This is a genomic window from Ancylobacter lacus, assembly GCF_018390635.1.
GTDB classification, from domain to species: Bacteria; Pseudomonadota; Alphaproteobacteria; order Rhizobiales; family Xanthobacteraceae; genus Ancylobacter; species Ancylobacter lacus.
In genome coordinates this window covers 15,602-39,091 of record NZ_JAHBGE010000051.1, presented here as the reverse complement: position 1 = coordinate 39,091, position 23,490 = coordinate 15,602, and the positions used below count along the sequence as shown (strand labels likewise).

At 67.8% G+C, this 23,490-nt stretch carries 21 protein-coding genes; 3 read left to right on the top strand and 18 right to left on the bottom strand.

Annotation, left to right across the window (positions count from 1 at the left end; translation table 11 throughout):
• Window positions 1-4: 4 nt before the first annotated feature.
• The 10 genes from KHC27_RS12930 to KHC27_RS12885 all read right to left on the bottom strand — a co-directional run bounded on the left by KHC27_RS12930 (window position 5) and on the right by KHC27_RS12885 (window position 10,872).
• Complete coding sequence (locus tag KHC27_RS12930) at window positions 5-2,050, bottom strand: FUSC family protein (RefSeq protein WP_213339791.1); 2,046 nt, start codon at window positions 2,048-2,050, stop codon at window positions 5-7.
• Entirely contained in the window at window positions 2,047-2,508 is a 462-nt protein-coding gene (locus tag KHC27_RS12925) for a MarR family winged helix-turn-helix transcriptional regulator (protein WP_213339790.1), read from the bottom strand. The genes KHC27_RS12930 and KHC27_RS12925 overlap by 4 nt, the downstream gene beginning before the upstream one ends.
• A gap of 66 nt (window positions 2,509-2,574) precedes the next feature.
• Entirely contained in the window at window positions 2,575-4,731 is a 2,157-nt protein-coding gene (mdoH, locus tag KHC27_RS12920) for a glucans biosynthesis glucosyltransferase MdoH (protein WP_213339789.1), read from the bottom strand.
• Complete coding sequence (locus KHC27_RS12915) at window positions 4,719-6,269, bottom strand: OpgD/OpgG family glucan biosynthesis protein (RefSeq protein WP_213339788.1); 1,551 nt, start codon at window positions 6,267-6,269, stop codon at window positions 4,719-4,721. The genes mdoH and KHC27_RS12915 overlap by 13 nt, the downstream gene beginning before the upstream one ends.
• A 168-nt stretch (window positions 6,270-6,437) precedes the next feature.
• Window positions 6,438-6,935, bottom strand: a complete 498-nt coding sequence (locus KHC27_RS12910) for a hypothetical protein (RefSeq protein WP_213339787.1) — start codon at window positions 6,933-6,935, stop codon at window positions 6,438-6,440.
• A complete protein-coding gene (locus KHC27_RS12905; protein ID WP_213339942.1) occupies window positions 6,886-7,548 on the bottom strand; it encodes a polyphosphate kinase 2 family protein in 663 nt (220 codons plus the stop codon). Before KHC27_RS12905 ends, KHC27_RS12910 begins: the two co-directional genes overlap by 50 nt.
• A gap of 168 nt (window positions 7,549-7,716) precedes the next feature.
• Window positions 7,717-9,498 (bottom strand): chloride channel protein, encoded by a 1,782-nt coding sequence (locus KHC27_RS12900; RefSeq protein ID WP_213339786.1) that lies wholly within the window; start codon window positions 9,496-9,498, stop codon window positions 7,717-7,719.
• A gap of 46 nt (window positions 9,499-9,544) precedes the next feature.
• Window positions 9,545-9,772: a hypothetical protein gene (locus KHC27_RS12895; protein WP_213339785.1), complete on the bottom strand. Its 228-nt coding sequence runs from the start codon at window positions 9,770-9,772 to the stop codon at window positions 9,545-9,547.
• Between the two features lie 87 nt (window positions 9,773-9,859).
• On the bottom strand, window positions 9,860-10,423 hold the full coding sequence (locus KHC27_RS12890) for an alpha/beta fold hydrolase (RefSeq protein WP_213339784.1): 564 nt from the start codon (window positions 10,421-10,423) through the stop codon (window positions 9,860-9,862).
• Window positions 10,424-10,608: 185 nt separating this feature from the next.
• Window positions 10,609-10,872, bottom strand: coding sequence for a hypothetical protein (locus KHC27_RS12885; protein WP_213339783.1), 264 nt, complete (start codon window positions 10,870-10,872; stop codon window positions 10,609-10,611).
• 615 nt (window positions 10,873-11,487) lie between these two features.
• On the opposite strand from KHC27_RS12885, the gene KHC27_RS12880 reads away from it, so the two are divergent.
• The 3 genes from KHC27_RS12880 to rimO all read left to right on the top strand — a co-directional run bounded on the left by KHC27_RS12880 (window position 11,488) and on the right by rimO (window position 13,983).
• Window positions 11,488-12,057 (top strand): hypothetical protein, encoded by a 570-nt coding sequence (locus tag KHC27_RS12880; RefSeq protein ID WP_213339782.1) that lies wholly within the window; start codon window positions 11,488-11,490, stop codon window positions 12,055-12,057.
• A gap of 105 nt (window positions 12,058-12,162) precedes the next feature.
• On the top strand, window positions 12,163-12,492 hold the full coding sequence (locus tag KHC27_RS12875; protein ID WP_213339781.1) for an antibiotic biosynthesis monooxygenase family protein: 330 nt from the start codon (window positions 12,163-12,165) through the stop codon (window positions 12,490-12,492).
• Between the two features lie 126 nt (window positions 12,493-12,618).
• Window positions 12,619-13,983, top strand: coding sequence for a 30S ribosomal protein S12 methylthiotransferase RimO (gene rimO / locus KHC27_RS12870; protein ID WP_213339941.1), 1,365 nt, complete (start codon window positions 12,619-12,621; stop codon window positions 13,981-13,983).
• Between the two features lie 89 nt (window positions 13,984-14,072).
• Here rimO and KHC27_RS12865 read toward each other — a convergent pair whose 3' ends face one another.
• From KHC27_RS12865 to KHC27_RS12830, 8 genes are all read right to left on the bottom strand, one after another.
• On the bottom strand, window positions 14,073-15,296 hold the full coding sequence (locus KHC27_RS12865; RefSeq protein ID WP_213339780.1) for an ArgE/DapE family deacylase: 1,224 nt from the start codon (window positions 15,294-15,296) through the stop codon (window positions 14,073-14,075).
• Window positions 15,293-16,579 carry an allantoate amidohydrolase gene (locus KHC27_RS12860; protein WP_213339779.1) on the bottom strand — a complete coding sequence of 429 codons (1,287 nt, stop codon included), beginning with the start codon at window positions 16,577-16,579 and terminating at the stop codon, window positions 15,293-15,295. The genes KHC27_RS12865 and KHC27_RS12860 overlap by 4 nt, the downstream gene beginning before the upstream one ends.
• 234 nt (window positions 16,580-16,813) lie before the next feature.
• Window positions 16,814-17,896 carry a BMP family ABC transporter substrate-binding protein gene (locus KHC27_RS12855; RefSeq protein ID WP_213339778.1) on the bottom strand — a complete coding sequence of 361 codons (1,083 nt, stop codon included), beginning with the start codon at window positions 17,894-17,896 and terminating at the stop codon, window positions 16,814-16,816.
• A gap of 147 nt (window positions 17,897-18,043) precedes the next feature.
• A complete protein-coding gene (locus tag KHC27_RS12850) occupies window positions 18,044-18,967 on the bottom strand; it encodes an ABC transporter permease (RefSeq protein ID WP_213339777.1) in 924 nt (307 codons plus the stop codon).
• The gene (locus tag KHC27_RS12845) at window positions 18,960-20,036 is read right to left on the bottom strand and encodes an ABC transporter permease (protein ID WP_213339776.1); all 1,077 of its coding nucleotides are present in this window, start codon (window positions 20,034-20,036) and stop codon (window positions 18,960-18,962) included. Before KHC27_RS12845 ends, KHC27_RS12850 begins: the two co-directional genes overlap by 8 nt.
• Complete coding sequence (locus tag KHC27_RS12840) at window positions 20,026-21,579, bottom strand: ABC transporter ATP-binding protein (protein ID WP_213339775.1); 1,554 nt, start codon at window positions 21,577-21,579, stop codon at window positions 20,026-20,028. Before KHC27_RS12840 ends, KHC27_RS12845 begins: the two co-directional genes overlap by 11 nt.
• A gap of 140 nt (window positions 21,580-21,719) precedes the next feature.
• Window positions 21,720-22,697 (bottom strand): quinone oxidoreductase family protein, encoded by a 978-nt coding sequence (locus KHC27_RS12835; RefSeq protein ID WP_213339774.1) that lies wholly within the window; start codon window positions 22,695-22,697, stop codon window positions 21,720-21,722.
• Window positions 22,698-22,700: 3 nt separating this feature from the next.
• On the bottom strand, window positions 22,701-23,450 hold the full coding sequence (locus KHC27_RS12830) for a TerC family protein (RefSeq protein ID WP_213339773.1): 750 nt from the start codon (window positions 23,448-23,450) through the stop codon (window positions 22,701-22,703).
• Window positions 23,451-23,490: the final 40 nt, after the last annotated feature.

The window sequence follows — 23,490 nt, the reverse complement described above, 5'->3', positions numbered from 1 at the left end:
GCTGCTACTCCGCCGCCAGCGGCAAGGCGGGTGCCGCGCGGGTGCTGAGCGGCGGGGCCGCCTCGGGAAAGAACACCCGGCGCAATCCGACAAGCGCATCGATGGCGCGGCGTCCCGCCGGAGAGGTGTCCAGCGTGCCGCCGAGGGCGCGATCAATCGCGATGCGGAGCGTCTCCGGCGGGGCCACGACCGTTCCACGCGCCTGACGCGCCGCATACAGCCCGGAGACGGCATCCAGCACCGCATCCGCAAGTCCGCCCGCCGGGCCAATCGCGGCCCGGGTGCGCTGCAGCTCGACGACGTTGAAGCCCACGCGAACCTCGGCGAAGCCATCGACATCGGCGAGGACCCGGTCCTCCAGCGAGCCGAGCCGTGGAACAAGCTGGCCAAGGCGATCCAGACTCCGGCCGGCGAGCCGGTCGCTGTCCGCGCGCCGTTCGCCGGCGGCGGTCTCGGCGAGATCAGCCCAGCCCGCATGGACCAGACGCCGCGCCGCCCACGCCGACCCGAACGGCCGGGTGATGGCGGCCCACGCCAGGGCAAAGCCGATGCCGGCGGCGGAAGCGAGACCATCATTGGCGAAGCCGGCGAATTCGGCGCTGTAGCGATTCTGCAGCGCCACGAAAGACGCGACGTTCACCGCGACCAGCACGCCGCTCATGGCCAGTGCAGGCCGGGTTATCATGAGCCCCAGCGCGAGAAAGGCCGGGGCGAGAACGAGCACCAGCATCTCGAACGACTGGACCAGCGGCAGGATGATGAAGAGATAGAGCGCGGCGATCAGGATCGCGACCACGGTGAGCACCAGCATGGAGCGGATCTTCGGAACCGGCTGGTCGAGCCCGGCGAAGAAGGAGCCGGCAACCGCCGCCATCATCACGAAGCCGGCCCCGGAGGCCCAGCCGGTTCCGATCCACACCGCGCTTGCCGCCACGACGGACAGGGCGACGGAAGCCGCTGAGAACAGCAGCAGGCCATGGTCGTGGTGGCGGCTGAGGGGAAGGATGCGGCGCGAGACAAAGACCGGCCGCCAGTGCGAAGCGCCCTTCCCTTCCGCGATCAGCCGCTGGAGCGAGACGCAGTCCTGCCACAGCTCGACGATGTCGCGCAGGCGTTCGAGACCGCTCGACAGGACCAGCGCCTCCCAGTCGGTGCGCCCGCCCGGCTCGAGCGCCTGGATCCGGGCCAGCAGCCGCGGGCCCTCCCCGGCATCGCAGCGCGCGCCATGGCCGATCCACTCCGCCACCTCCTGCAGCGTCGCCGCAAGCTCTGGCGCGAGAAGGCGGCCAGATGTCTTAAGGGCATAGAGCCGATCGGCCAGGGAAGAGAACAGCGGCAGCAGCATCAGCAACCGGCCGCGCAGTTCGCGGGCGTGACGCGCGATGTCGCGCGCGCCCACATCATAGGCGAGCTGGCTGATGACGAGATCGAGGCCCGCAATGTCGGTGGCAAGCCGCTGCCGGCGCAGCGGCGTCGCTGGCAACGCGCCTTCGCCGCGGAGGATTTCGTCCGCCCAGGACGCGGCGTCCTCGATGAGGAGGGCGAGCCGGCCGGAGAGGCTGGGGCCGAGACTGCTGGGAAACACCATCGTGCCGACGAGGGCGGCGCAGCTTATGCCCAGAAGGATTTCCTCGCTTCGCGCAAGGGCGGTGTCGAAAATGGATTCCGGCGCGCCGACGTCGGGCAGCGCGATGAGCGCCAGACTATAGCCGGCCAACATGAACACGTAGCTGCGCGGTGTGCGGTCGAGCAGGGAGATGTAGAGCAGCCCGCCGGTCCACAGGGCGACCGCGAGCACCAGCAATTCCGGTGCATCGATCAGCAAGGGCACCAGCACGACGGCCGCCACCGCCCCCATCACCGTCCCGAGCGCCCGATACAGGGCCTTGGAGCTTGTGGCGCCAGCCAGCGGACTGGAAACGATATAGACGGCCGTGACCGCCCAGTACGTGCGCGGCAGATCGAACGCCAGGGCGATGTAGAGGGCGAGCATGGCGGCGAAGAAGGCCTTGCCGGAGAACAGCCAGTCCCGCCAGGTGGGAAGGCTCACGGGGTTTCCTCCTGCGTTGCACTGGGGCCGGCCTCATCATTGAACGTCCGCAGCACCCGCAGGGCTGCAGAGAGATCTTCGGCACTGATATGGGCGAGCACACGCGCACGCGTCTCCACCAGCACGTCCTCGATCCGGCTGGCGAGCAAGGCGCCCGATGGTGTCAGCCAGACCGTCTTGGCGCGGCGGTCGGTCGGATCGTCCCGCCGCTCGATGAGCCCGGCGGCGGCGAGCTGATCCAGCAGCCGCACCAGCGAGGGACCCTCGATGCCGACGTGGTGGGCGAGCGTGACCTGCCGTACCCCGCCGCCGAGCCGTCCGGTCCAGATGAGCGGCGCCGCGCAGGCCTCGGAGATATCGAGCTGCTGAAGCGCACGTTCGGCGGTACGCCGCCACTGGCGGCCCGCCTGAAGCAGCTCAGCCGAAACGGCGGCGCGGAGTGCAGCAATATCGTTCATAGGCGAATAAATAGGATACGAATGATTTATGTCAAGCAAGGACACGGCCGCGCGCGGGGTCCGGCTTCAGCGGGTCTGTTCCACAGCGGCTGCGAGTTCGATAAGCCGCGCCAGCGCGTCGCCGTCGCCGAGCGCGGCCGCTTTTTCGCGCGCTGTCAGGCTGCCCAGTGCCGCCGGAAGGCTTGCGGCATCGGTGACCTTGGCCCGCGCCACCAGCCGGTCGGGGTGGTAGTCCCCCGCCGCGCGCTCTCCGCCATTCGGGAGCATCGCGTAATGGACGTGCCGCAAGGTCGGCGAGGCGGCCAACCGCACTACCGCTTCCTGCTCTTCGTTCCGGGCCTCCAGCTCGCGCTGGAGCTGCTGGGCCCGTTGGAGCACCGGCGGCGGCGCACGCTCCTCGGGAATGGAGAGAACGCCGAGCCGTAGCAACAGTCGCGAGCGACGCGACGTGCCCTGCACCAGCGGAACGGCGAGGACGAGCCCCAAAATGACGGGACTCATCCAGAAGAACAGCGGCAGCGAAATGGCGAAGGCCGCGGCCCCCAGCATGATGCCGAACAGCGTTTGGGGCAGGAAGCGCCGGAACGTCTGGCCGAGCGGCACGCTGCCGTCGCCCCGCCGCTGCGGGGTCCAGCCGCCGTCCCGCCCCGCAAGGATCGTGACCACCGCTCCCGACTGGGCGATCATCATCACCGGCGCGGCGAGACCGGCGATCAGCGTTTCCGTGAGCACACCTACCAGAGCAACGATGCCACCGCCGAAGCCGCGCCGGGCGTTGCGATCACCGAGCACCAGCACATAGGCAAACAGCTTGGGCAGCAACAGCACCGCCATGGTGCCGATGAACACCCAGGCCGCCCGCACCGGATCCTGCGATGGCCACGTCGGGAACAGCGCGAAGCCCTGCGGGAAGTAATCCGGCGGCACGAACCGCGCCTGCAGGGCGGTGAGCAGCCCCGCCACCAGCATCAGCAGCCAGAGCGGAGCGGTTATGTAGGAGCCGATGCCCGTGAGCAGGTGAAGCCGGCTGATCGGGTGGAGGCCCCGGCTGGGCAGCACGGCGGCGTGCTGGAGATTGCCCTGGCACCAGCGACGGTCGCGCACGGCTAGGTCGGCCAGCGAGGGGGGCGCCTCCTCATAGCTGCCCTCCAGCCACGGCACCATATGGACAGCCCACCCCCCGCGACGGATGAGGGCGGCTTCGACGAAATCGTGGCTGAGGATATGACCGCCGAACGGCTTCGGGCCGGGCAGATGCGGCAGCCCCGCGCATTCGGCGAAGGCGCGGGTCCGGATGATGGCGTTGTGCCCCCAGTAATTGCTGTCGGGGCCATGCCACCAGGCGAGCCCCTGCGCGATGAGCGGACCGTACATCCGCCCGGCGAACTGCTGGAGCCGCGCGAAGAGGCTCTGCCCGCCGACGATGACCGGCAGCGTCTGGATGAGGCCCACCCGCGGATGGCTTTCCATGGCGGCGGCGATGCGCAGAATGCAGGAGCCGGTCATCAGGCTGTCGGCGTCGAGAACCAGCATCGCCTCATAGCCGCCGCCGAAGCTCGTCACCCAGTCGGCGATGTTGCCGGCCTTGCGGTCGATGTTGCGAGGCCGGCGGCGGTAGAAGATGCGGTCGCTGCCGATGCGCGCCCTCAGATCGAGGAAGGCCGCCTCCTCGGCGACCCAGATGTCGGCATCGGTCGTGTCGCTCAGGATGAAGACGTCGAAACGGTCGATGGCGCCGGTGTCCTGCAGGGATTCCCAGGTGGCCTGGAGGTTGGCGAAGATCCGGGCGGGCGACTCGTTGTAGGTCGGCATCAGCAGCGCGACGCGCATCGCGAGCGGTGGCAGCGGGGCCGTGGGGTCGATCCCGAGCGACCGGCTTCGGCCGATCATGGCGGCGACGCCACCGACCGCATTGGTGAAGGAAAAGCCGATCCAGGCGAACAGCAGCACGAACAGGCCGAGGACGAGGCCTTCCAGTGCGGTGAGGCCGCCAACCTCGAGCACCGCGTACATCTCACAAGCCGCAACCGCCGTCAGCGCCGCGGCGCCGCCGATGACAAACAGGCGACGCAGCAACAACCTCGGCGAGAAGCCGAGCTTCGCTGCTGCCGGCGCCGCCCCCAGCGACTGCACCGGCATGGCGAGGGGAGCCGTTGGTGGCAGGAACGGTCCGCAATCCGCGGGGATCGAGCCGAGGGGCACCCGGTCGGTCACGGCGTCCATCGGTAGATCCACGTCTCGCTGAGGCGCTGCTCGCCCCGGACCACATTGGCCCGCAGTTCCGCAACGTCGGCGCCCTTCGGCTCAAAGGCGAAGGAAAGGCGAAGCCCGCCAATATCGGGGTTCGGCTGGAGCACGATGTTGGAGATGGCGCCGCCGCTGGCGCTGACCCGTGCCTCGAGCCCGTCGAGCGCGACGTCCTTCACCGGCTCGCCGTCGATATCGAGAACGAAGAGCCGCTTTCCGCTATTGCCGCCCACCCGGGTTGCGGCAAAGCGGCCGATCGGGTCGCGATCCGGTGTGTCCCATGTCCAGTGCAGGCGGCAGGTGTAGTTGTACTCACCGCCCTTGCGCAACGGTTCCTTGGGCCGCCAGAACGCTACGATATTGTCGTGCACCTCCTCCTTGGTGGGAATTTCCACCAGGTGCACCGCTCCCTCGCCCCAGTCGCCGATCGGCTCGACCCAGATGCTCGGCCGCTTCTCGTAGCGCGCCTCAAGGTCCTGATAGTCGAAAAACGAGCGTTGCCGCTGCATCAGGCCGAAGCCGCGGATGTTGGTATCGACGAATGAGCTGAGCTGCAGGCGGGAGGGGTTGGTGAGCGGGCGCCACACCCGCTCGCCATTGCCATTGATGATGGCAAGTCCCTGCGAGTCGCCGACGGCGGGGCGGAAATCATCGATGCCGTCGCGGTCATTGGGGCCAAACATGAACATGCTGGTGAGGGAGGCCAGTCCCGCCTGGTCGACATCGCTGCGGGGAAATACCGTCATCTCCACGGTCATCACGGTCGAGTCGCCGGGGCGGATGGTGAAGCGGTACACCGCCGCGGCGCTGGGCGAGTCCAGCAGCGCATGCAGAACGATGGAGTTGACGTCCGGCCGAGGCCGCTCGATCCAGAACGCCCGGAAAACCGGAAACTCCTCGCCTCCCGGGTCGCCCGTCTTCACCGAGAGGCCGCGGGCCGAGGCGCCATAGACCTGTCCCTTGGCAACCGCGCGGAAGTAGCTTGCTCCCTGGAAAACCGCGATCTCGTCGAAATAGTCCGGCCGGTTGATCGGTCCGTGCAACCGGAAGCCGGAAAAGCCGATGTCCAGCTTCGGATCCGGCCGGGCAAGTCCGTGCTCGAAGCGGAACAGCTCCGGCTGATAGACCAACTTCTGTGTCTTGCCCTCGGCAACGACGGAAATGTCGACCCGGTCGCGGAACAGGAAGCCGCGGTGCAGCAGTTGCACCTCGAACGGCAGCCCCTGCCCGCGCCAGAGCGAACGGTCGGCATTGAAGCGGATGTTCCGGTAGTCGTCGTATGACAGCTTGTCGAGTTCCGGCGGCAGGGCCTGATCACCGGCCTTGAAGGGCTTGGCGGCGAGGTCACGGGCCATGCGCCGGACGATCTGGCTGTCGAAGGCGGCGCCGTCGCCACCCTGGCCGGCGGCGTCCTGAGCATCGGCATCTTCGACAAGCCACGACGTAAGCGGCGATCCGGTGACCATCAATCCCGGAATCAGGGCGGCGCCCAGCAGGAGCTGTCGACGGTGCATCTATGTCTCGATCTTCTCGCACCCGCACAAATCGCGGCGAAAGGAGAAGTCGTTCGACCGCCGCGGGTTCCATCGCGGTGGCGCCGAGACTGTGGATGATCGGCTGAGCGCCACGCGGAGCCCCGCGGGCCGTTTACATGCGCCAAGCCGCCGTCGGCGGGAACCAACCTACTTTCCGCCCCAGGCGAGGAAGAGCCCCACATCCCCCGGCATGCCGTTCGGCCAATCGACGATCATCGCCTTCAGATGATAGCCTGCTGCCCTAAGATGGTCCCGCCACAGCTCGTAGGCCTGGCGCGGCCGCCCCGTGAGCGTGTCCGGCCAGTTCTCGAGTTCATTGTTGATGGCGCGGCCCTTGTCGGTACAGACGGCATTGGGAAAGCGCATGACCATGATCTCGGTTTCCCCACGCTCCGCTGCCGCGCGCAGCTTCACCAGCAGCGTTTGCTGGATCTCCTGAAGCCGCTCCGGCGTGAGGTCGATCGGCTGCGCCATCTTCTTGACGAGCTCCTGCCGGGCATGTTCAGCCTTGTCCACGGCGGCGAGTTCCGCGTTGGCATGGGCCATCGCGACCTGATCCATGTAGTGGCGCAGGTCGTCCGCCGACATGAAGCTCTCATCGCCAAGGGTGTGATGCCCGCCGGCCGACGTCTGGGTCTCGCTCATTCGTGTCTCCGCGTGGTCGATGGGCCGCCGCGCCCGCGACGCCCTCTCCCTGGGTTAGAAGGTCTGCGGCACGTGGTGCCGGGCAAAATCGGGTTCGGTATAGCCTTTCCATGGGCGAGAGCTTCCATATCTTGCGGGGATCGGTGATCCGCTGCTCGATCCGCCGGGTCTGCTCTTCCGGACTGACTTCCAGCCAGTATTTCAGCAGCAGGATGCCGGACTCGATCATGGCTTTCTCGACGCCGCCGATGGTGTCGAGAAATTTGCGTGCCTGCTTTTCCGAGCAATAGCCCATCACCCGTTCGATGCCGGCACGGTTGTACCAGCTGCGGTCAAAGATCACGACTTCGCCGGCGGCCGGGAGATGGGGCACGTAGCGCTGGGCGTACATCTGGGACTTCTCGCGGTCGCTCGGCGGTGGAAGCGCCACGACGCGGAACACCCGCGGGCTCACCCGCTCCGTCATGGCCTTGATGACGCCACCCTTGCCGGCGCCGTCGCGACCTTCGAACACGACACATATCTTCGCGCCGGTTTCCCGCACCCAGAGCTGGAGCTTCACCAGCTCGACATGCACGTCCCTCAAGGCCCTCTCGTATTCCTTGCGGGACATCGAATTGCTGGTGTGCTCCACGATGCCTGCCTCCCCTGACACAGGCCCAGCGAAGCCGGCCGCGCCCTGCCAACTCACCCCAAGACGATGTGATCGGCTTTGATATGGCGCAAGCGGGCTCTGGTGTTCTGGTCCGCCGCGGGCGATGGCACGAGGCGGCGGGGCGTCTCACTCCCCGGTGAGTTCGCGGTTCCGCCGGCTGATCTCGTCGCTGTAGCGGCGGATGGCGTGGGTCTCCGTCAGCACCCCGACCAGTCTCCGGGTCAGCGGCCCGTCGACCACGGCCAGCACCTCGACCTCGGCCGCTTCAAACGCGGACAGCGCTTCGCGGATCGTCATCGCCGGCAACAGCACGGCATCGCTCTGCACCAGCAGATCCCCCACCGCGCGCTCCGCATCGGCGCCCTCCGCATAGAGCGCGGCAATGGAGACCATGCCGCGATAGACACCCTGCGCGTCGGCCGCGGCGATGAAGGCGGATGAGCCCACGGGGTAGAGCCGCCGCGCCGCCGCGACAGTCGTGACCGGGTCGAGCCGCGGCATCTCCCTCTGCATCAGCCGCTCCACCGTCATCTCGCGAAGCCAGCCGATATCATGCGCGCCGCGGATGCTTTCGCCACGCAGGTGAAAGCGCCATGTGGCGAACGAGAAGCCGAAGAGCCGGCGGGTCGCCAGCGAAGCCACGCCGGCCGTGCCGAGCACGGCCAGCGTCAGGTCGAGCTGTCCCGTCATTTCGAGGGCGAGCAGCGTCATCGTCATCGGACCGCCGACGACGGCCACGGCAAAGCCCGCCATGCCGGTCAACGCCAGCAGCGTTGGATCGACCACGAGGCCGGGCATCACGCTTTCCATTGCGCCACCGTAAAGCCGCCCGAAGAGAACGCCGAGCAGCAGCGATGCGAAGAACAGCCCGCCGCGAAAGCCGGCACCGATCGACACCGAGGAGGCAAGCGCCTTTCCCAAAAGGATCAGCGCGATCGTGCCGAGCGGCAGGTCCGCCACCAGAAACCGATGCACGGCCCCATGGCCGGCCGAGAACACCGCCGGCGACAGCAAGGCCAGCGCGCCGACCAGGCCGCCGCCGATGGCCGGGCGAAGGAATGCCGGGATATGGGAATGCCGGAAAGCCGCCTCGACCAGCGTGACGCCGCGCATCACCGCTATGCCCGCCAGAGCGCAGAGCAGGCCCAGCAACAAGAGCAGCGGCAGATCATGCGCGGTAAAGGTGACGGCGGGCAGTCCGGCATGGCCCGCCTCGACCCCGACCAGCGCCGCCTTGGTCAGGCTGGCGGCAAAGCAGGCGGCCATCATCGGCGCGAAAGCGGCAATGGTGTAGCTGCCCAGCACCAGCTCGAAGCCATAGAACGCGCCGGCGAGCGGGGCATCGAAGGCCGCACCGATCGCCGCCCCAGCCCCGCACCCTACCATGAGCCGAAGATCGGCCCGGCGGAGATGAAAGCGGCTGCCAAGCCAGGAGGCAATGCCACCCGCGGCCTGGGTGTAACCGGCTTCAAGCCCGACCGAGGCGCCTACCCCGCTGGATGCGACGGTCTGGGCGGCGACGATCAGGCTGTCGGCCACCGACATGCGCCCGCCCTGCAGCGCATTGGCCTCGACCGGATCGACCGGCTGTGCGCGGTGGCGGAAGATCAACCAGGAAACGACGCCGAAGAGGAGACCTCCGAGGATCGGCCCGGCAAGCGCCATCGCCGGCGTGATGCTCTCCTGCGCCGACAGACGCGCGGCGGGTGCGATTTGGAAAATCCATTCATGAAGGAGCTGCATCGCGGTCGACATGGCCGCTGCCGCGACGCCGGCAATGACTCCGGCAACGGCGGCCAGCAGCACAAGCCCGACCTCGCCGCCGCGCACCAGCCGGCGCCAGAGCGGAGGCGAGGCTGCCTCCGCCGCCGGAATCGACGGGTCGGTCTGGGGAGCGCCGCCCTTCATGGACACGCCTGTCCGGGGCAGACCCAACTGTGCCGCTGCACGATGCTCATATGTGGGGCAGCGGCCCCGTCACCCGCGTCTCGATGCCATCGAGCACCGGCCTCAACCGCATGGCGGCTGCCGGAGACAGCGACGGGTCGATCTCGGCAGCGAAGGCCCGGACAAGATCACGCTGGGCGGTGATCGTCTTTGCTTCCAGCTTCAGGCTGTAGTCGGCGGGATTAAGTCCATGCAGGTGAAGCCACCGGGAAAGCTCACGGGTCACGTCCTTCATGCCGTCGTCCCTTGCAGTGCCAGCTCGCGCGCCTCGTCATGGCAGACGCCGGCGCGGCGGGATTCAAAGCACTCCATCGCACGCGATTCAACCGGGATGTACGGCGCGTGGCGGAGATGCCTCCGCCGGTGCGGCGAGGTGGGCGATATGCTGGGCGGTGAGCTGCAAGACCATGCGCTGGATCGACGGATTTGTCGCCAGCATGGCATGACTGACGAGGAAGGCGCCGGACTTCCAGGCGTCGACGTTCCGTGCACCGGGAATATCGGGAAAGCCGGGGCCGTGGATGTTGATGCATTGGCCGACGCAACCCGGCGATCCCGGCGCGGCGTCGATGGTGATAACCAGCGGCGGGGTCTGGCCGCTCTCCGCCATCTTCCGGGCGAGACGCAGGGCGGATGTGCCGCCCAGCGAATGGCCGATGATGACCGCCGGCTTCAGCCCACCCGAGTGGGTCATGAAATGGGTGTCCAGTACCGTATCGTAGCCCTGCTGCCGCAGAGGACCGGCAAGGGGCGACACGCCGATATAGTCGTTTTTGACGTAGACCCCGAGACCGTCGAGCAGAAGCACGGTAGGGCGGGTTTCCTGGGCGTTCGCACCGGCCGGCAGCAGGAGCGCCAGAAGCGCGACGAGACACTTTGCATTCACGTTCGGTCACTCACTTTGGGCCGCAACCGGCCCGATCATAACCCCTCCGGTAATACAATAATGCAATCGGCTCCGGCTGTCGCCGTCGGACCCGGTGCGCGGAACAGCGTGTCCCGCCCGCCCCTACAACGCGCAGCGCCGCCGACCCGCTGGGATCGGCGGCGCTGCATGGTTACCGCGCGAAATCAGGCGGCGCGACGCGCATGCGAATCGGGGAGAAGGCCACAGGCCATCGACCACGTCTCGAACGCACGCCACGCTTCTGCCTGCTGGGCGGGAGTGTCTGCGGCCTCGAGCTGGGCAAGCAGCATTTCGGCATAGTTGCCGAGATGGTCGTGACGAAGGGACCGGATGAGGGCAATGGCACACCCGATGCTGCGGATCTCGATGTCCTCATGGCCGATGCGGACGACGAGGGCAGGACCATACTCGGCTGAAACATTAATCATGGCGTGAACCTCTCCCTGTTGGGTGCGACCCGTTCTTTGTCTTCCATGGGGACAATGCGGGGGTCGGAGCCGCACGCCCGGGTTAAGCGCTCTTCCCGAACCGGGAAGAGGCGGAGGAAGCATAGCGGAATCCCGCGACGGCTGCACAACGACCACTTGCACTTTCACGCACCATCACGTGATGCCGCGGCCAACGCCCAAGGCGACCAGAAGTTCCCAGGGCCCGACGAAAATATTGGATACGGTAGATTTGACATGGAATTCTTCATTCCAGCCGAGATCATGCCCCCTGCTAGACAGATGCCTTTGCGTCATAAGGCGGGCGTTCTGCCTGAATGACCATGTATGACTTTCGGGCAGAGACACTGAACGCCAGTCGATACGACGGACGCCGGCTGCGTGTGGCCGGAACTGCAACATTTCCTCCGGCGCCTGCCAGCCGATAACTTTGCTTAAACGAGAACTTATCTCGTTTTATCGCAGATGCGTTAAGAACAAGACAAAATGTTTGCTCTGCAACATAAGACTGCAACAGAATCTTGTTGCCTGATACTGAAATGTTCGTGCAGATTTCATCTCAGGGCGACGGAACGATCGTCCGTTGGGAGGAAGCTCATGAACGTGCATATGAAGCTCGCCGCGCTTGCGGTCGCGGCCTGCACCCTTTTTGCTGCGCCGGTCGTCGCGCAGGACGACAGCGCCCATGTCGCCGGCGTCACCGCCTATGTGAAATCCAAGGTGGTGCCGTGGTTGAGCGATCCGGTGGTTGTTCAGGCGGTACTGGCCTCGAACAAGGCCCACGCCAAGCTGATGCAGTCGGACATCGACCAGCTCGACAATGACTGGAAGGCCAAGGACCAGAAGCTGCGGGACAGCACCATGAAGAACCCGCTCGCGGAATTCCTGGTGAAGAAGAAGGAGGCGTCGGGCGGCGTCATCACCGAGGCCTTCGTCATGGACGACCGCGGCCTTAATGTCGGTCAGACCGACGGCACGTCGGACATGTGGCAGGCCGACGAGGCCAAGTGGCAGAAGTCCTACGGCGTCGGCCCGGACACCATCTTCGTCGACAAGGTCGAGGAAGAGGACGGCAAGAAGATTGCCCAGGCCAGCGTCACCATCTCCGACAAGGGTAAGGCGATCGGCGCCATTACCCTGGGGGTCGACGTCGGCAAGCTGAAGTGACGGCTGCGGGCGGGGAGGCCCTCCCCGCCCGGCACGCCGGCGTTCGACGGGCGTCAGGCTTTGCGCTACTCATGGTCGGCGAGGGAGCTTCGCAGGAGATCGACCATGTTTCTCGCCATGAACCGTTTCAAGGTACGCCTCGGCTCGGAAGAGGATTTCGAGCGCGTCTGGCGCGAGCGCGACAGCTATCTCGCCACCGTTCCCGGCTTCGTCAGCTTCAACCTGCTGCGCGGCGCCACCCGCGACGACCACACGCTCTACGCCTCGCATTCCATCTGGCAGTCGCGGGCGCATTTCGAGGAGTGGACGCGGTCGGAAGCGTTCCGCAATGCCCATCGCAGCGCCGGTGGCAACAAGCCGCTCTATGTCGGTCATCCCGAGCTGGAGCTGTTCGATTCGGTTATCGCCCAGACGGGGACGGAGCAGGCTGCCTGAGGCCGCGAACGTCCGCCGGCCGACCTCGCGCCTTCGTGCAACAGGCTCGGAGTTGACGGCGTGCGCGTGGTGGATTAACGCCACGCTGACCCCGTCATTCCGAGCCCGATCATCATGGCCGATCCCATGGCCGCCGCCGGTGCGGCAGCCCAAGACGCCGGCAATGCCCTTTCAGGGGCGGCCCCGCGCATTTCCTTTGTGTCGCTGGGCTGCCCCAAGGCCCTTGTCGACAGCGAGCGCATCGTCACCCGGCTGCGGGCCGAAGGCTATGAGCTGTCGCGGCGGCATGAGGGCGCCGATCTCGTCATCGTCAACACCTGCGGCTTCCTCGACAGCGCCAAGGCGGAAAGCCTCGCCGCCATCGGCGATGCGCTGAAGGAGAACGGCAAGGTCATCGTTACCGGCTGCATGGGCGCCGAGCCCGAGCAGATTCGCGATGTGCATCCCGGCGTGCTGGCGGTCACCGGCCCGCAGCAATATGAAAGCGTCGTCGCCGCGGTGCACAGCGCGGTGCCGCCCCGGCACGACCCCTTCCTCGACCTCGTGCCCCCGCAGGGCATCAAGCTCACGCCGCGCCATTACGCCTATCTCAAGATTTCCGAGGGCTGCTCCAACCGCTGCACCTTCTGCATCATTCCACGGCTGCGCGGCGACCTCGTCAGCCGACCGGCGGGTGATGTGCTCCGCGAGGCGGAAAAGCTGGTTGCGGCAGGGGTGCGCGAGCTGCTCGTCATCTCGCAGGATACCTCGGCCTATGGCGTCGACCTGAAATACGCCGAAAGCGCGTGGAAGGACCGTCAGGTGCGGGCGCGCTTCCTCGACCTCTCCCGCGAGCTCGGCTCGCTCGGGGCGTGGGTGCGCATGCACTATGTCTATCCCTATCCCCACGTCGACGAGGTCATCGGCCTCATGGCCGAAGGGGTGATCCTCCCTTATCTCGACATCCCGTTCCAGCATGCCTCGCCGAGCGTTCTGAAGCGGATGAAGCGGCCGGCGGCGCAGGAAAAGACACTCGCCCGCATCAAGGCCTGGCGCGAGGCCTGCCCCGACCTCACCCTGCGTTCCACCTTCATCGTCGGCTTCCCCGGTGAGACCGAGGCCGAGTTCGAGGAGCTGATCGCGTTTCTCGACGAGGCGGAACTGGACCGGGTCGGCTGCTTCAAATACGAGCCGGTCGCCGGCGCGCCCGCCAACGAGCTGGGTTCGCCAGTGCCGGAAGAGGTGAAGCAGGAGCGGTGGGACCGCTTCATGGCGGTGCAGCAGAAAGTCTCGGCGCGGCGCCTGCGCCGAAAGGTCGGCACCCGGCAGCAGGTGATCATCGATTCCGTCGGCCCGACCGTGGCAATCGGCCGGTCAAAGGCCGACGCGCCCGAGATCGACGGCGTGGTCCACGTCGCCTCGCGCCGCCCGCTGCGGGTCGGCGAGATCACCACCGTGAAGATCGAGCGGTCCGACGCCTACGACCTCCACGGCACCGCCGTCGGCTTCTGACGGGCGCTTGGGGCGCCCGCACTGTCTGGCAGAACGAAAAGGCCGGAAGCCAAGCTCCCGGCCTTCTTCTTTTTGTGCGGTCTGGCCGATCACTCCGCGCGGAGCAGGTCGCGCAGGGTCGCCTCGATCACCTTGGTTGCCGCGTCGAGATCGCTGATCCGCACGTGCTCGTCGGCAGCGTGGGCATTGGCTTCCAGAATCGAGCGGGGACCAGCGCCGTAGAGCACCGTCGGGATACCGGCGGCGGTGTAGTGGCGCGCATCGGTGTACAGCGGCACCGCGGTGGCCGGGGGTGTCTCTCCCAGAACCGCCGTTGCGTGCTTCTGGATCGTCTCCACCAGTTTCTCCGTCCCCGGCAGGGTACGCAGCGGCTCGGCGAGGATGATGCGGCGGATCTCGAGCTCGATGCCCGGCCGGCCCGCGACGGCGGCCTCGATGAGCTGGCTCAGCTCCTTCTCCACCGCGCCGCCATCCTCCTCCGGCGTCAGGCGGCGGTCGAGACGCATCACGATGCGGTCCGGCACCACATTGGTGTTGATGCCGCCGGAGATGAGCCCGACCGTGATCTTCGGCGAGCCGATGCCGGGGGTGGCGCTGGTGATGCCATAGAGCCGGCGCCGCTCCTCATAAATGGCGGCGAGCACGAGGCTGGCCGCTTCCAGCGCGTCGGCGCCGGTTTCCGGCAGGGCGGCGTGAGCCTGCTTGCCGCGCACCAGCACCTCCAGATGCAGGCAACCATTATGGGCGACCACCACGGCATAGGAGAAGCCGGCGGAGATCGCATAGTCCGGCCGGGTCAGCTCATGCTCGATCAGCCAGCGTGGGCCGAGAAAGCCGCCGGCCTCCTCGTCATAGGTGAAGTGCAGCTCGACCGTGCCGTCGAGTCCTTCGGGCGCCTCGCGCAGCGCCAAAAGCGCGAAGGCATAGGTCGCGAAGTCGGATTTGGAGACGGCGGCGCCACGGCCATAGATGGCACCCGCCTTCTCCGTCGCCCCATAGGGATCGAAGGTCCACCCCTCGCCCGGCGGCACCACGTCGCCGTGAGCGTTGAGCGCGATCACCGGCCCCCGGCCGCTGCCGAAACGCTGGCGCACCACGAGATTGACGACCGAGCGCATGCCGTAGCTCTTCACGAAGGGCTCGGGGACCCCGTGGCGCTCGACCTCGAAGCCGAGTTCCTCCAGCAGGCGCGCCGCCTCCTCCGCATGCGGAGCGCAGTCGCCCGGGGGATTGTCGCTGGGAACGCGCACGAGCGCCTTGAGGAACGCGACCTCACGCGCCAGACGTTCGGCTCGGATGGTCTCCTCGGTCATGCACTCTCTCCTGCCTCTCTGAGGGAGCCGGCCGGACCCGGCCATTCGAAGCGCTCGATGAAGCGCACCAGCGTGCCGGCCGCAAGCCCCATGTCGGCGGGGCTCGCATATTCCGCCGGGTTATGGCTGATGCCACCCCGGCACCGGACGAACAGCATGCCGATCGGGCAGAGCCGTGACACCGCTTGCCCGTCATGACCGGCGCCCGAGGGCATCCACACCGGCCGGGCACCCAGGCTGGCCGCCGCCTCGGCGAGACGGCGCTGCAGATCGGGAAAGCACGGCACCGTTCCAACCTCGTGGAAGGCCGAGATCACCACGCCGAGGCCACGGCGGTCCGCGACATGGTGCGCCTCGCGCTCCAGCCGCTCCAGCGCCGTCCGGCGCGAGAGATCGGACCCGGAGCGCAGGTCGACGGTGAAGACCACGCGGGCGGGAATGACATTGACCGCGCCCGGTTCGACATGGACCCGACCGACCGTTGCGACCATGCCGTCGCCGGCCTCGACCGCGATGCGCTCGATGGCAAGGGCCATTTCGGCGGCTCCCAGCAGGGCGTCGTGGCGCAGCCGCATGGGCACCGTCCCGGCATGTCCGGCCTCGCCGGTGACCGTCACCGACAGGCGCGACGCACCGGCAATGGCGGTGACGATGCCCAGCGGCTCGCCCTCGACCTCCAGAACCGGTCCCTGCTCGATATGGGCTTCCACATAGGCGATGACACGGGCGGGGTCGTAGGCCGCGGCGGGAATGTCGGCGGGGTCCTTGCCATAGGCGCGCAGCGCGTCCTCGAAACGCACCCCATCGCTATCGCGGGCCGCGAGCATGGAGGGCGAGAAGATGCCCGCGATCGCCGCCGAGGCCGACAAGGTGGTGGGGAAGCGCGACCCCTCTTCATCGCCGAACGCCAGCACGTCGATGCCGAAGGGAGCCTGATGGCCGGAGCGGGCGAGCCAGTCCAGCGCCAGGATCGGCAGCACCACCCCGAGGCAACCGTCGAAGCGGCCGGCATTCTCCACCGTATCGATGTGAGAGCCGAACAGGAGGCGGGGCGCATCAGGGCTCGCGCCGGGGCGGTGGCCGCGGACGGTGCCCAACGCATCCTCGGTGACCTCGAGCCCGGCCTGCCGCATCCACCGCGCAACGAGATCCGCGCCGCGGCGATGCTCGGGGGTGAGGAAGAAGCGGGTGAGATGGTCCGCGGAGGCGGAGATCTGCGCGAGTTCGTCGAGCATTTCGGCGGCCCGCGCGCCGAGCCCGGCGGTGTCGAGAGACGGGCTCATCAGGTCAGGCTCGCGGCAGACGAGCAGGACGGGGCGCTTGTGCACGCAGGCATCGCAGTGGACTCCGGCAGAGATCGGCGTCGCCGGACGGGCGCCGGGGCCGCACCGGATATGAGCCCGGCTGCGGCGGCTTGGCAATGCCGCGCCGGGTGGCGTCCACTCGAACGCCAGCCCGGGGCGGTCACCAGCGGCGAGGGGAAGGCCTGAGCAGCGCTCAGCCTTCCCGCCAGGGGCTCACTGCCCCGGCACCTTGTCGTCGATCCCCTTCACGTACCAGTTGAGCGAGAGGATGTCCTTGTCGGCGAGAACCTCGCCCTCCTTCACGACAAGGGTGCCGTCCTGCTTGTAGATCGGCCCCTTGAACGGGTGGAGCTTGCCGGACTTGATGGCCTCCTCGGTATCTTCGGCCATCTTCTTCACGTCGTCGGGCATGTTGGTGTAGGGGGCCATCTGCACCTCGCCATCCTTCAGGCCGCCCCAGGTGTCGGTGGAGGTCCACTTGCCGTCGAGCGCGAGCTTCACCCGCTCGATGTAGTAGGGCGCCCAGTTGTCGACGATCGAGGTGAGCTGGGCCTTGGGGCCGAAGGTGATCATGTTGGAGGACTGGCCGAACGCCTTCACGCCGCGGGCCTCGGCGGCCTGCATCGCGGCCGGGCTGTCGGTGTGCTGGGCGATCACGTCGGCACCCTGGTCGATCAGCGCCTTGGCGGCGTCGGCTTCCTTGGCCGGGTCGAACCAGCCGTTCACCCACACGATCTTGATCTTGAGGTTTGGGTTGACCGACTGGGCGCCGAGCATGAAGGAATCGATGCCCGCGATCACTTCCGGAATCGGCACCGAGGCGATGTAGCCGACCGTACCGGTCTTGGAGACCTTGGCCGCGATCTGGCCGAGAATATAGCGGCCTTCATGGAACTTGGCATTGTAGGTCGCGACGTTCTTCTCGCGCTTGTAGCCGGTGGCGTGCTCGAACATCACCTTCGGGTGGCGCTTGGCGACCTTCAGCGTCGGCTCCATGAAGCCGAAGGAAGTGGTGAAGATCAGCGTGTTGCCGGCGCGCACGAGCTGCTCGATCACGCGCTCGGCATCCGGCCCTTCCTGCACGTTTTCGACGAAGGTGGTCTCGACCTTGTCGCCGAACTCCTTCTCCACCGCCTTGCGACCCTGGTCGTGCTGGTAGCTCCAGCCGAAATCCCCGACCGGACCGACATAGATGAAGCCGATCTTCAGCTTTTCGGCGGCGTGCGCGACGGGCGCGCCCGCGGCGAGGACGAGCCCGGCGGTCAGGGCAACCGCCATCGAGATGAATTTGCGCATGAACGTCTCCGCTCTATCCCACTCATTTCGGCCGGAGAGGGGGTCTTGCCGAAGCGTGGCCGCGGGCGCTCCGGCTTGGGTCGCGCAAGGCGACCGGAAACAACGGGATATGCCGGCCACCGGCGTCGGCTGCCGCCGGGGCGGGTCTCACCGGTCCGGGATGAACGGCATGCCGAGCGAGGCGGGAGCCCCCTGCCCCCGCTTCAGCAGCGAGATGATCACGAGAGCGATCACGGTCGCAAGATATGGCAGGGCCGACAGGAACTGCGCGGGAATGCCGAGCCCGAAGCCCTGCACGTGGAGCTGCAAGATCGATACCGCGCCGAAGAGATAGGCGCCGGCCAGCAGCCAGAGCGGCTTCCAGGCGGAAAACACGACGAGCGCCAGGGCAATCCAGCCGCGGCCGGCGGTCATGTCGCTCGCCCAGAACGGGGTATAGGCAAGCGACAGATGCGCCCCGGCCAGCCCGGCACAGGCGCCCCCGAACATCACGGCCAGCGTGCGGATGCGCCGCACCGGATGGCCCAGCGCATGGGCCGCGGCATGCGACTCGCCCACCGCCCGAAGGACCAGCCCCGCCCGGGTGCGGGCGAGGCCATAGCCGACCGCCGCGAGCAGCACGAGGGAGGCATAGACGAAGGCATCCTGCCCGAACACCATCTCCCCGATCACCGGCAGGGAGGTGAGACCGGGAATGTGCAGCGTCGGCGCCGCGTCGAGCCGGGTGCCGACGAAGGGCGAGCCGATCAGCCCGGCGATGCCGAGGCCGAGGATCGTGGTGGCAAGCCCGGATGCGACCTGATTGGCGGCGAGCCAGATGGCGAGCCCGGCGAAGACCAGAGACAGCAGCACGCCTGCCGCCACCGCCGCCGCCGTTCCGAGCAGCAGGCTGCCCGAACCATAGGCGGTGGCATAGCCGACCGCGGCGCCGACGATCATCATGCCTTCGACACCGAGATTGAGCGTGCCGCCGCGCTCGGCCACGAGCTCGCCCAGCGCCGCCAGCAGCAGCGGTGTCGCGGCGGCGACGATGCTGGCGAGCACCGCACCGAGGATGGTGAACTCAGGCATGGGCGGCTCCCTCGACCCGCCGGAGGCGGTAGCGCACCAGGACATCGGCGGCGAGAATGGAAATCAGCATCGTGCCCTGAAACACCCGGGTCACGTCGAACGGCATCCGCAGCGTGATCTGCGCGGCCTCGCCACCGATATAGGTGAGGGCCAGCACAAGGCTCGCCGGCACGATGACGAAGGGATTCAGCCGCCCCAGCATCGCGGCGATGATCGCGGTGAAACCGTAGCCCGGCGAGATCGCCGGCTGCAGGTTGCCGATGGGCCCCGCCACCTCGATGATGCCGGCAAGCCCAGCAAGCGCGCCCGAGACCATGAACACGCCATAGGTGACGCGCTTCTCGTCGAAGCCGGCAAAGGCGGCGGCCCGCGGCGCCGAACCGCCGAGCTCGATCGAGAAGCCGACCAGCGTGCGGCCGAGCACGAACGCCGCCACCAGCACGGCGACGCCGGCGATCACGATGCCGGCGTGCAGGCGGCCGTCCTCGAACAGCAGCGGCACCGTCGCCACCGGATCGAAGCTGACGCTGCGCGGGAAGTTGAAGCCACCGGGATCGCGCCACGGGCCACGCACGAGATAGTCGAGGCCGAGCTGCGCGACATAGACCAGCATCAGGCTGGTGAGAATCTCGCTGGCGCCGAACCGCACCCGCAGGAAGGCCGGTATCAGCCCCCACAGCGCCCCGCCGATCGCGGCGAAGACCAGCATGGCCGGCAGCACCCACGGGCCGGCCTCGGTGCCCTGCGTCGCGATGGCGACCCACGAGCCGAGCACCGCCCCGGCGACATACTGGCCTTCGGCGCCGATGTTCCAGCGATTGGCGCGGTAGCAGAACGACAGGCCGATGGCGATGAGCAGCAGCGGGCAGGCCTTCACCACCAGTTCCTGGATGGTCCAGGGATCGGTGAGCGGCTCGATGAAGTAGATGTAGAAGGCCGGCAACGGCGCCAGCCCCAGCACCACGAACATGATGGCCCCGACCAGCAGCGTGGCCGCGAGCGCGAGCAGCGGGGCAACCAGCACGCCGATGCCGGAGACCGCCTCCTGTCTTTCCAGCCTAAACCGCATTCACGGCCTCCCCCTCGCCATGCCGGCCATGCGCGCCGCCCATCGCCATGCCGATCGCCTCCCGCGACGTCTCGGCCACCGGCACCGGCACCGTCAGCGCGCCTTCCGACATCACCGCGATGCGGTCGGCGAATTCCAGCAGTTCGTCGAGGTCCTGGCTGATCACCAGCACCGCGCAGCCTTCCGCCGCCTTGCGCCGCAGCGTGGTGCGGATGAACGCCGCCGCAGCCGCGTCCACACCCCAGGTCGGCTGGTCCACGACCAGGAGGACCGGGTTGCGCAGCACCTCGCGGCCGATCACGAATTTCTGCAGATTGCCGCCGGAAAGCCGCCGCGCCTTGGGGTCGCGGCCGCCGAAGCGCACGTCGAACTTCTTCACGATCTCGGCGAAGCGCTGCTGCAGGACACGGCGCCGGATGATGCCCTGCCGCACGATCTGGCCGTCGCCATGCGTGGTCAGCAGCACATTGTCCGACAGCCGCAGATCCGGCGCGGCGGCGTGGCCGAGCCGCTCCTCCGGAACGAATCCCGCGCCGAGGGCGCGGCGCGCGGTCGGACCCAGCCCCCCCGCCGGCACCCGGTCGATCACGATGGACTCGGCGTCGTCGCAGCCGACCTCGCCCGACAGGACATCGAACAGCTTGGTCTGACCGTTGCCGGCAACCCCGGCGATGCCCACGATCTCGCCCGCGCGAATCTCGAGGGTGATGTCCCGAAGCGCCGAGCCGCGGCTGCCGTCACCCGCGACGTTGAGCCGGTTGATGAGGAGGCGCGGTTCGCCGAGTTCGTGGGCGATGGCGGGTGCCGTGCGCGGCACGTCGGCGCCGACCATCAGCCGCGCCAGGCCTGCCGATGTCTCCTTCCGGGGGTCAACTTCAGCGATGAACTTGCCGCCGCGCAGCACCGTCGCGCGCTGGCACAGCCGCCGGACCTCATCGAGCTTGTGCGAGATGAAGAGCACGGCCCGGCCTTCGGAGGTCAGCAGGTCGACGGTGCGGAAAAGCCCTTCCGATTCGTCCGGCGTGAGCACCGACGTGGGTTCGTCGAGAATCAGCACCCGGGGGTCGCCGAGCAGGCAGCGCACGATCTCGACCCGCTGGCGCTCGCCGACCGAGAGTTCGCCCACACGGCGATAAGGCTCCACCGCAAGGCCATACCGATCGACGCAGGCCTCGATCCGCCGGGCAAGCGCCGGCAGCGGCTCCGGCTTCGGCAGGCCGAGGGCGACGTTCTCCACCACGGTCAGCGCATCGAACAGCGCGAAGTGCTGGAACACCACCCCGATGCCGCGCGCCCGCGACGTAGCCGGGTCGGGAAACACCACCGGCTCGCCCTGATAGCGAAGCTCGCCACTGTCCGGCTGCAGCAGGCCGCACAGCATCTTGACGAGGGTCGACTTGCCCGCGCCGTTCTCGCCGAGCAGGGCGTGCGCCTCGCCGGCGCGAATGGCGAGGCTGACGGAGTCATTGGCGACGAGCGCACCGAAACGTTTGGTGAGGCCCGCCGCTTCCAGCAGCGCCGGCCCGTGGTCGCTCTCGGCCATAAGGCGTTCCCAACCCTCGAGTTCACAGAAGCGATGCGTCCCCTCCGCATCGATACGAGACTACCCGAAGATTCGCTTGCACACGTGCCCAATTGCGCAGCGCAGCGCTGCCGGCCCGGCAGCACGGCGGCGGAGGTGAATCAGGGGATGAGGACGGACGAGCCGGTCGTGCGGCGCCCTTCCAGATCACCATGCGCCGCGGCGGCCTCTGCGAGGGGATAGCTCTGGTTGACCGGTACCTTCACCACACCCGATGCCACGACTTCGAACAGGTCCGCCGCGTTTTCGAGCAGTTGCGGCCGGGTCGCGACATGGGTGAACAGCGTCGGCCGGGTGGCGTAGAGCGAACCCTTCTGCGACAGCGCCAGCAGGCTGAAGTTCTGTATCGCCCCCGACGCATTGCCGAAGCTGGCGAAGAGCCCCCGAGGACGCAGGCAGTCGAGCGAGGCCGGATAGGTCGCCTGGCCGACACCGTCATAGACGACGTCGCAGAGCCGGCCTTCGGTGATCTCCCTCACCCGCGCAACGAAGTCCTCGTCACGGTAGAGGATGGTATGGTGGGCGCCGTTGGCGCGGGCCAGCTCCGCCTTTTCCGGCGAGCCGACCGTGCCGATGACCGTGGCGCCGATATGAGCCGCCCACTGGCAGAGCAGCAACCCCACTCCACCGGCCGCGGCCTGCACCAGAATGGTGTGGCCGGGCTTCACCTCGAAGGTCTGGCGCAGGAGATAACGCGCCGTCATTCCCTTCAGCATCATCGCCGCAGCGGTCTGGTCGGCAATGCTGTCGGGCAGCTTCACCAGCGGGGCGACCGGCATCACCCGCGCCGCGCAATAGGCGCCAAGCGATGAGCCATAGGCGACCCGGTCGCCGACGGCGACCTCCGTCACACCTTCGCCGACCTCCTCCACCACGCCGGCGGCCTCATTGCCGGGGATGAAGGGCAGACCGCCCGGCGCGGGATAGAGCCCGGAGCGGAAATAGGTGTCGATGAAATTGAGGCCGACCGCGGTGTGCCGCACCCGGACCTCGCCGGGGCCGGGAGAGCCCACCGCAACATCCTCCAGCGTCAGGACTTCGGGGCCACCATTCCGGTGGATGCGGATCGCCGCGACCATGGATCACCTCTCGCGCGTGATGCGACCGCCCCGCCGGCGCCGGGCACGGCGCAGGGCGGTCACGTTGAACAGTTCGACGAGGGCGGAGAACGCCATCGCCGAGTAGATGTAGGCCCGAGGCACATGGACACCGAAGCCGTCCGCGATCAGCGACATGCCGATCAGCAGCAGGAAGGACAGTGCCAGCATCTTGGTGGTGGGATAGGCGGCAATGAAACGCGCGACCGCGCCAGAGGCGACGTACATGATGCCGACCGCGATGATCACGGCGAGGATCATGACCGGCAGGTGCTGCGCCATGCCGATGGCCGTGATGATCGAATCGACCGAGAAGACGAGATCGATCCCCACCACCTGCGCCACCGTCCAGCCGAACGACACTGCCGCGGCGCCCGCCGCGGCGCCCTCCTCCTCGCCGGCCTCGATGGCGGCGTGAATCTCGCCGGTCGACTTGGCGATAAGGAACAGCCCGCCCGCCACCAGCACGAGGTCGCGCCAGGAGAAGTCATGGCCGGCCAGGGAGAAGACCGGCTCCGTGAGCCCGATCACCCAGCTCAGCAGGGTGAGCAGCGCGATGCGGAAGACCAGCGCGAGGGCGAGGCCGATCCGCCGCGCCCGCTCCGCCCGCACCGGGTCGAGCCGGGCGACCAGCACCGATATGAAGACGATGTTGTCGATGCCGAGGACGATTTCCATCGCCGTCAGCGTCACCAGCGCGGCCCAGGCTTCGGGAGAGGCGAGGAGCTCAAGCATGCGGGCGAGGCGTCCAGATCATGATCGGGTGAAGGCGGGC

Coding starts and splice junctions, on each gene's coding strand:
- KHC27_RS12885 (WP_213339783.1), bottom strand. CDS start 10,872: ATGATTAATGTTTCAGCCGAGTATGGTCCTGCCCTCGTCGTCCGCATC.
- KHC27_RS12845 (WP_213339776.1), bottom strand. CDS start 20,036: ATGCGGTTTAGGCTGGAAAGACAGGAGGCGGTCTCCGGCATCGGCGTG.
- KHC27_RS12855 (WP_213339778.1), bottom strand. CDS start 17,896: ATGCGCAAATTCATCTCGATGGCGGTTGCCCTGACCGCCGGGCTCGTC.
- KHC27_RS12835 (WP_213339774.1), bottom strand. CDS start 22,697: ATGGTCGCGGCGATCCGCATCCACCGGAATGGTGGCCCCGAAGTCCTG.
- KHC27_RS12850 (WP_213339777.1), bottom strand. CDS start 18,967: ATGCCTGAGTTCACCATCCTCGGTGCGGTGCTCGCCAGCATCGTCGCC.
- rimO (WP_213339941.1), top strand. CDS start 12,619: ATGGCCGCCGCCGGTGCGGCAGCCCAAGACGCCGGCAATGCCCTTTCA.
- KHC27_RS12915 (WP_213339788.1), bottom strand. CDS start 6,269: ATGCACCGTCGACAGCTCCTGCTGGGCGCCGCCCTGATTCCGGGATTG.
- mdoH (WP_213339789.1), bottom strand. CDS start 4,731: ATGGACGCCGTGACCGACCGGGTGCCCCTCGGCTCGATCCCCGCGGAT.
- KHC27_RS12860 (WP_213339779.1), bottom strand. CDS start 16,579: ATGAGCCCGTCTCTCGACACCGCCGGGCTCGGCGCGCGGGCCGCCGAA.
- KHC27_RS12925 (WP_213339790.1), bottom strand. CDS start 2,508: ATGAACGATATTGCTGCACTCCGCGCCGCCGTTTCGGCTGAGCTGCTT.
- KHC27_RS12900 (WP_213339786.1), bottom strand. CDS start 9,498: ATGAAGGGCGGCGCTCCCCAGACCGACCCGTCGATTCCGGCGGCGGAG.
- KHC27_RS12910 (WP_213339787.1), bottom strand. CDS start 6,935: ATGAGCGAGACCCAGACGTCGGCCGGCGGGCATCACACCCTTGGCGAT.
- KHC27_RS12875 (WP_213339781.1), top strand. CDS start 12,163: ATGTTTCTCGCCATGAACCGTTTCAAGGTACGCCTCGGCTCGGAAGAG.
- KHC27_RS12895 (WP_213339785.1), bottom strand. CDS start 9,772: ATGAAGGACGTGACCCGTGAGCTTTCCCGGTGGCTTCACCTGCATGGA.
- KHC27_RS12830 (WP_213339773.1), bottom strand. CDS start 23,450: ATGCTTGAGCTCCTCGCCTCTCCCGAAGCCTGGGCCGCGCTGGTGACG.
- KHC27_RS12865 (WP_213339780.1), bottom strand. CDS start 15,296: ATGACCGAGGAGACCATCCGAGCCGAACGTCTGGCGCGTGAGGTCGCG.
- KHC27_RS12905 (WP_213339942.1), bottom strand. CDS start 7,548: ATGTCCCGCAAGGAATACGAGAGGGCCTTGAGGGACGTGCATGTCGAG.
- KHC27_RS12880 (WP_213339782.1), top strand. CDS start 11,488: ATGAACGTGCATATGAAGCTCGCCGCGCTTGCGGTCGCGGCCTGCACC.
- KHC27_RS12840 (WP_213339775.1), bottom strand. CDS start 21,579: ATGGCCGAGAGCGACCACGGGCCGGCGCTGCTGGAAGCGGCGGGCCTC.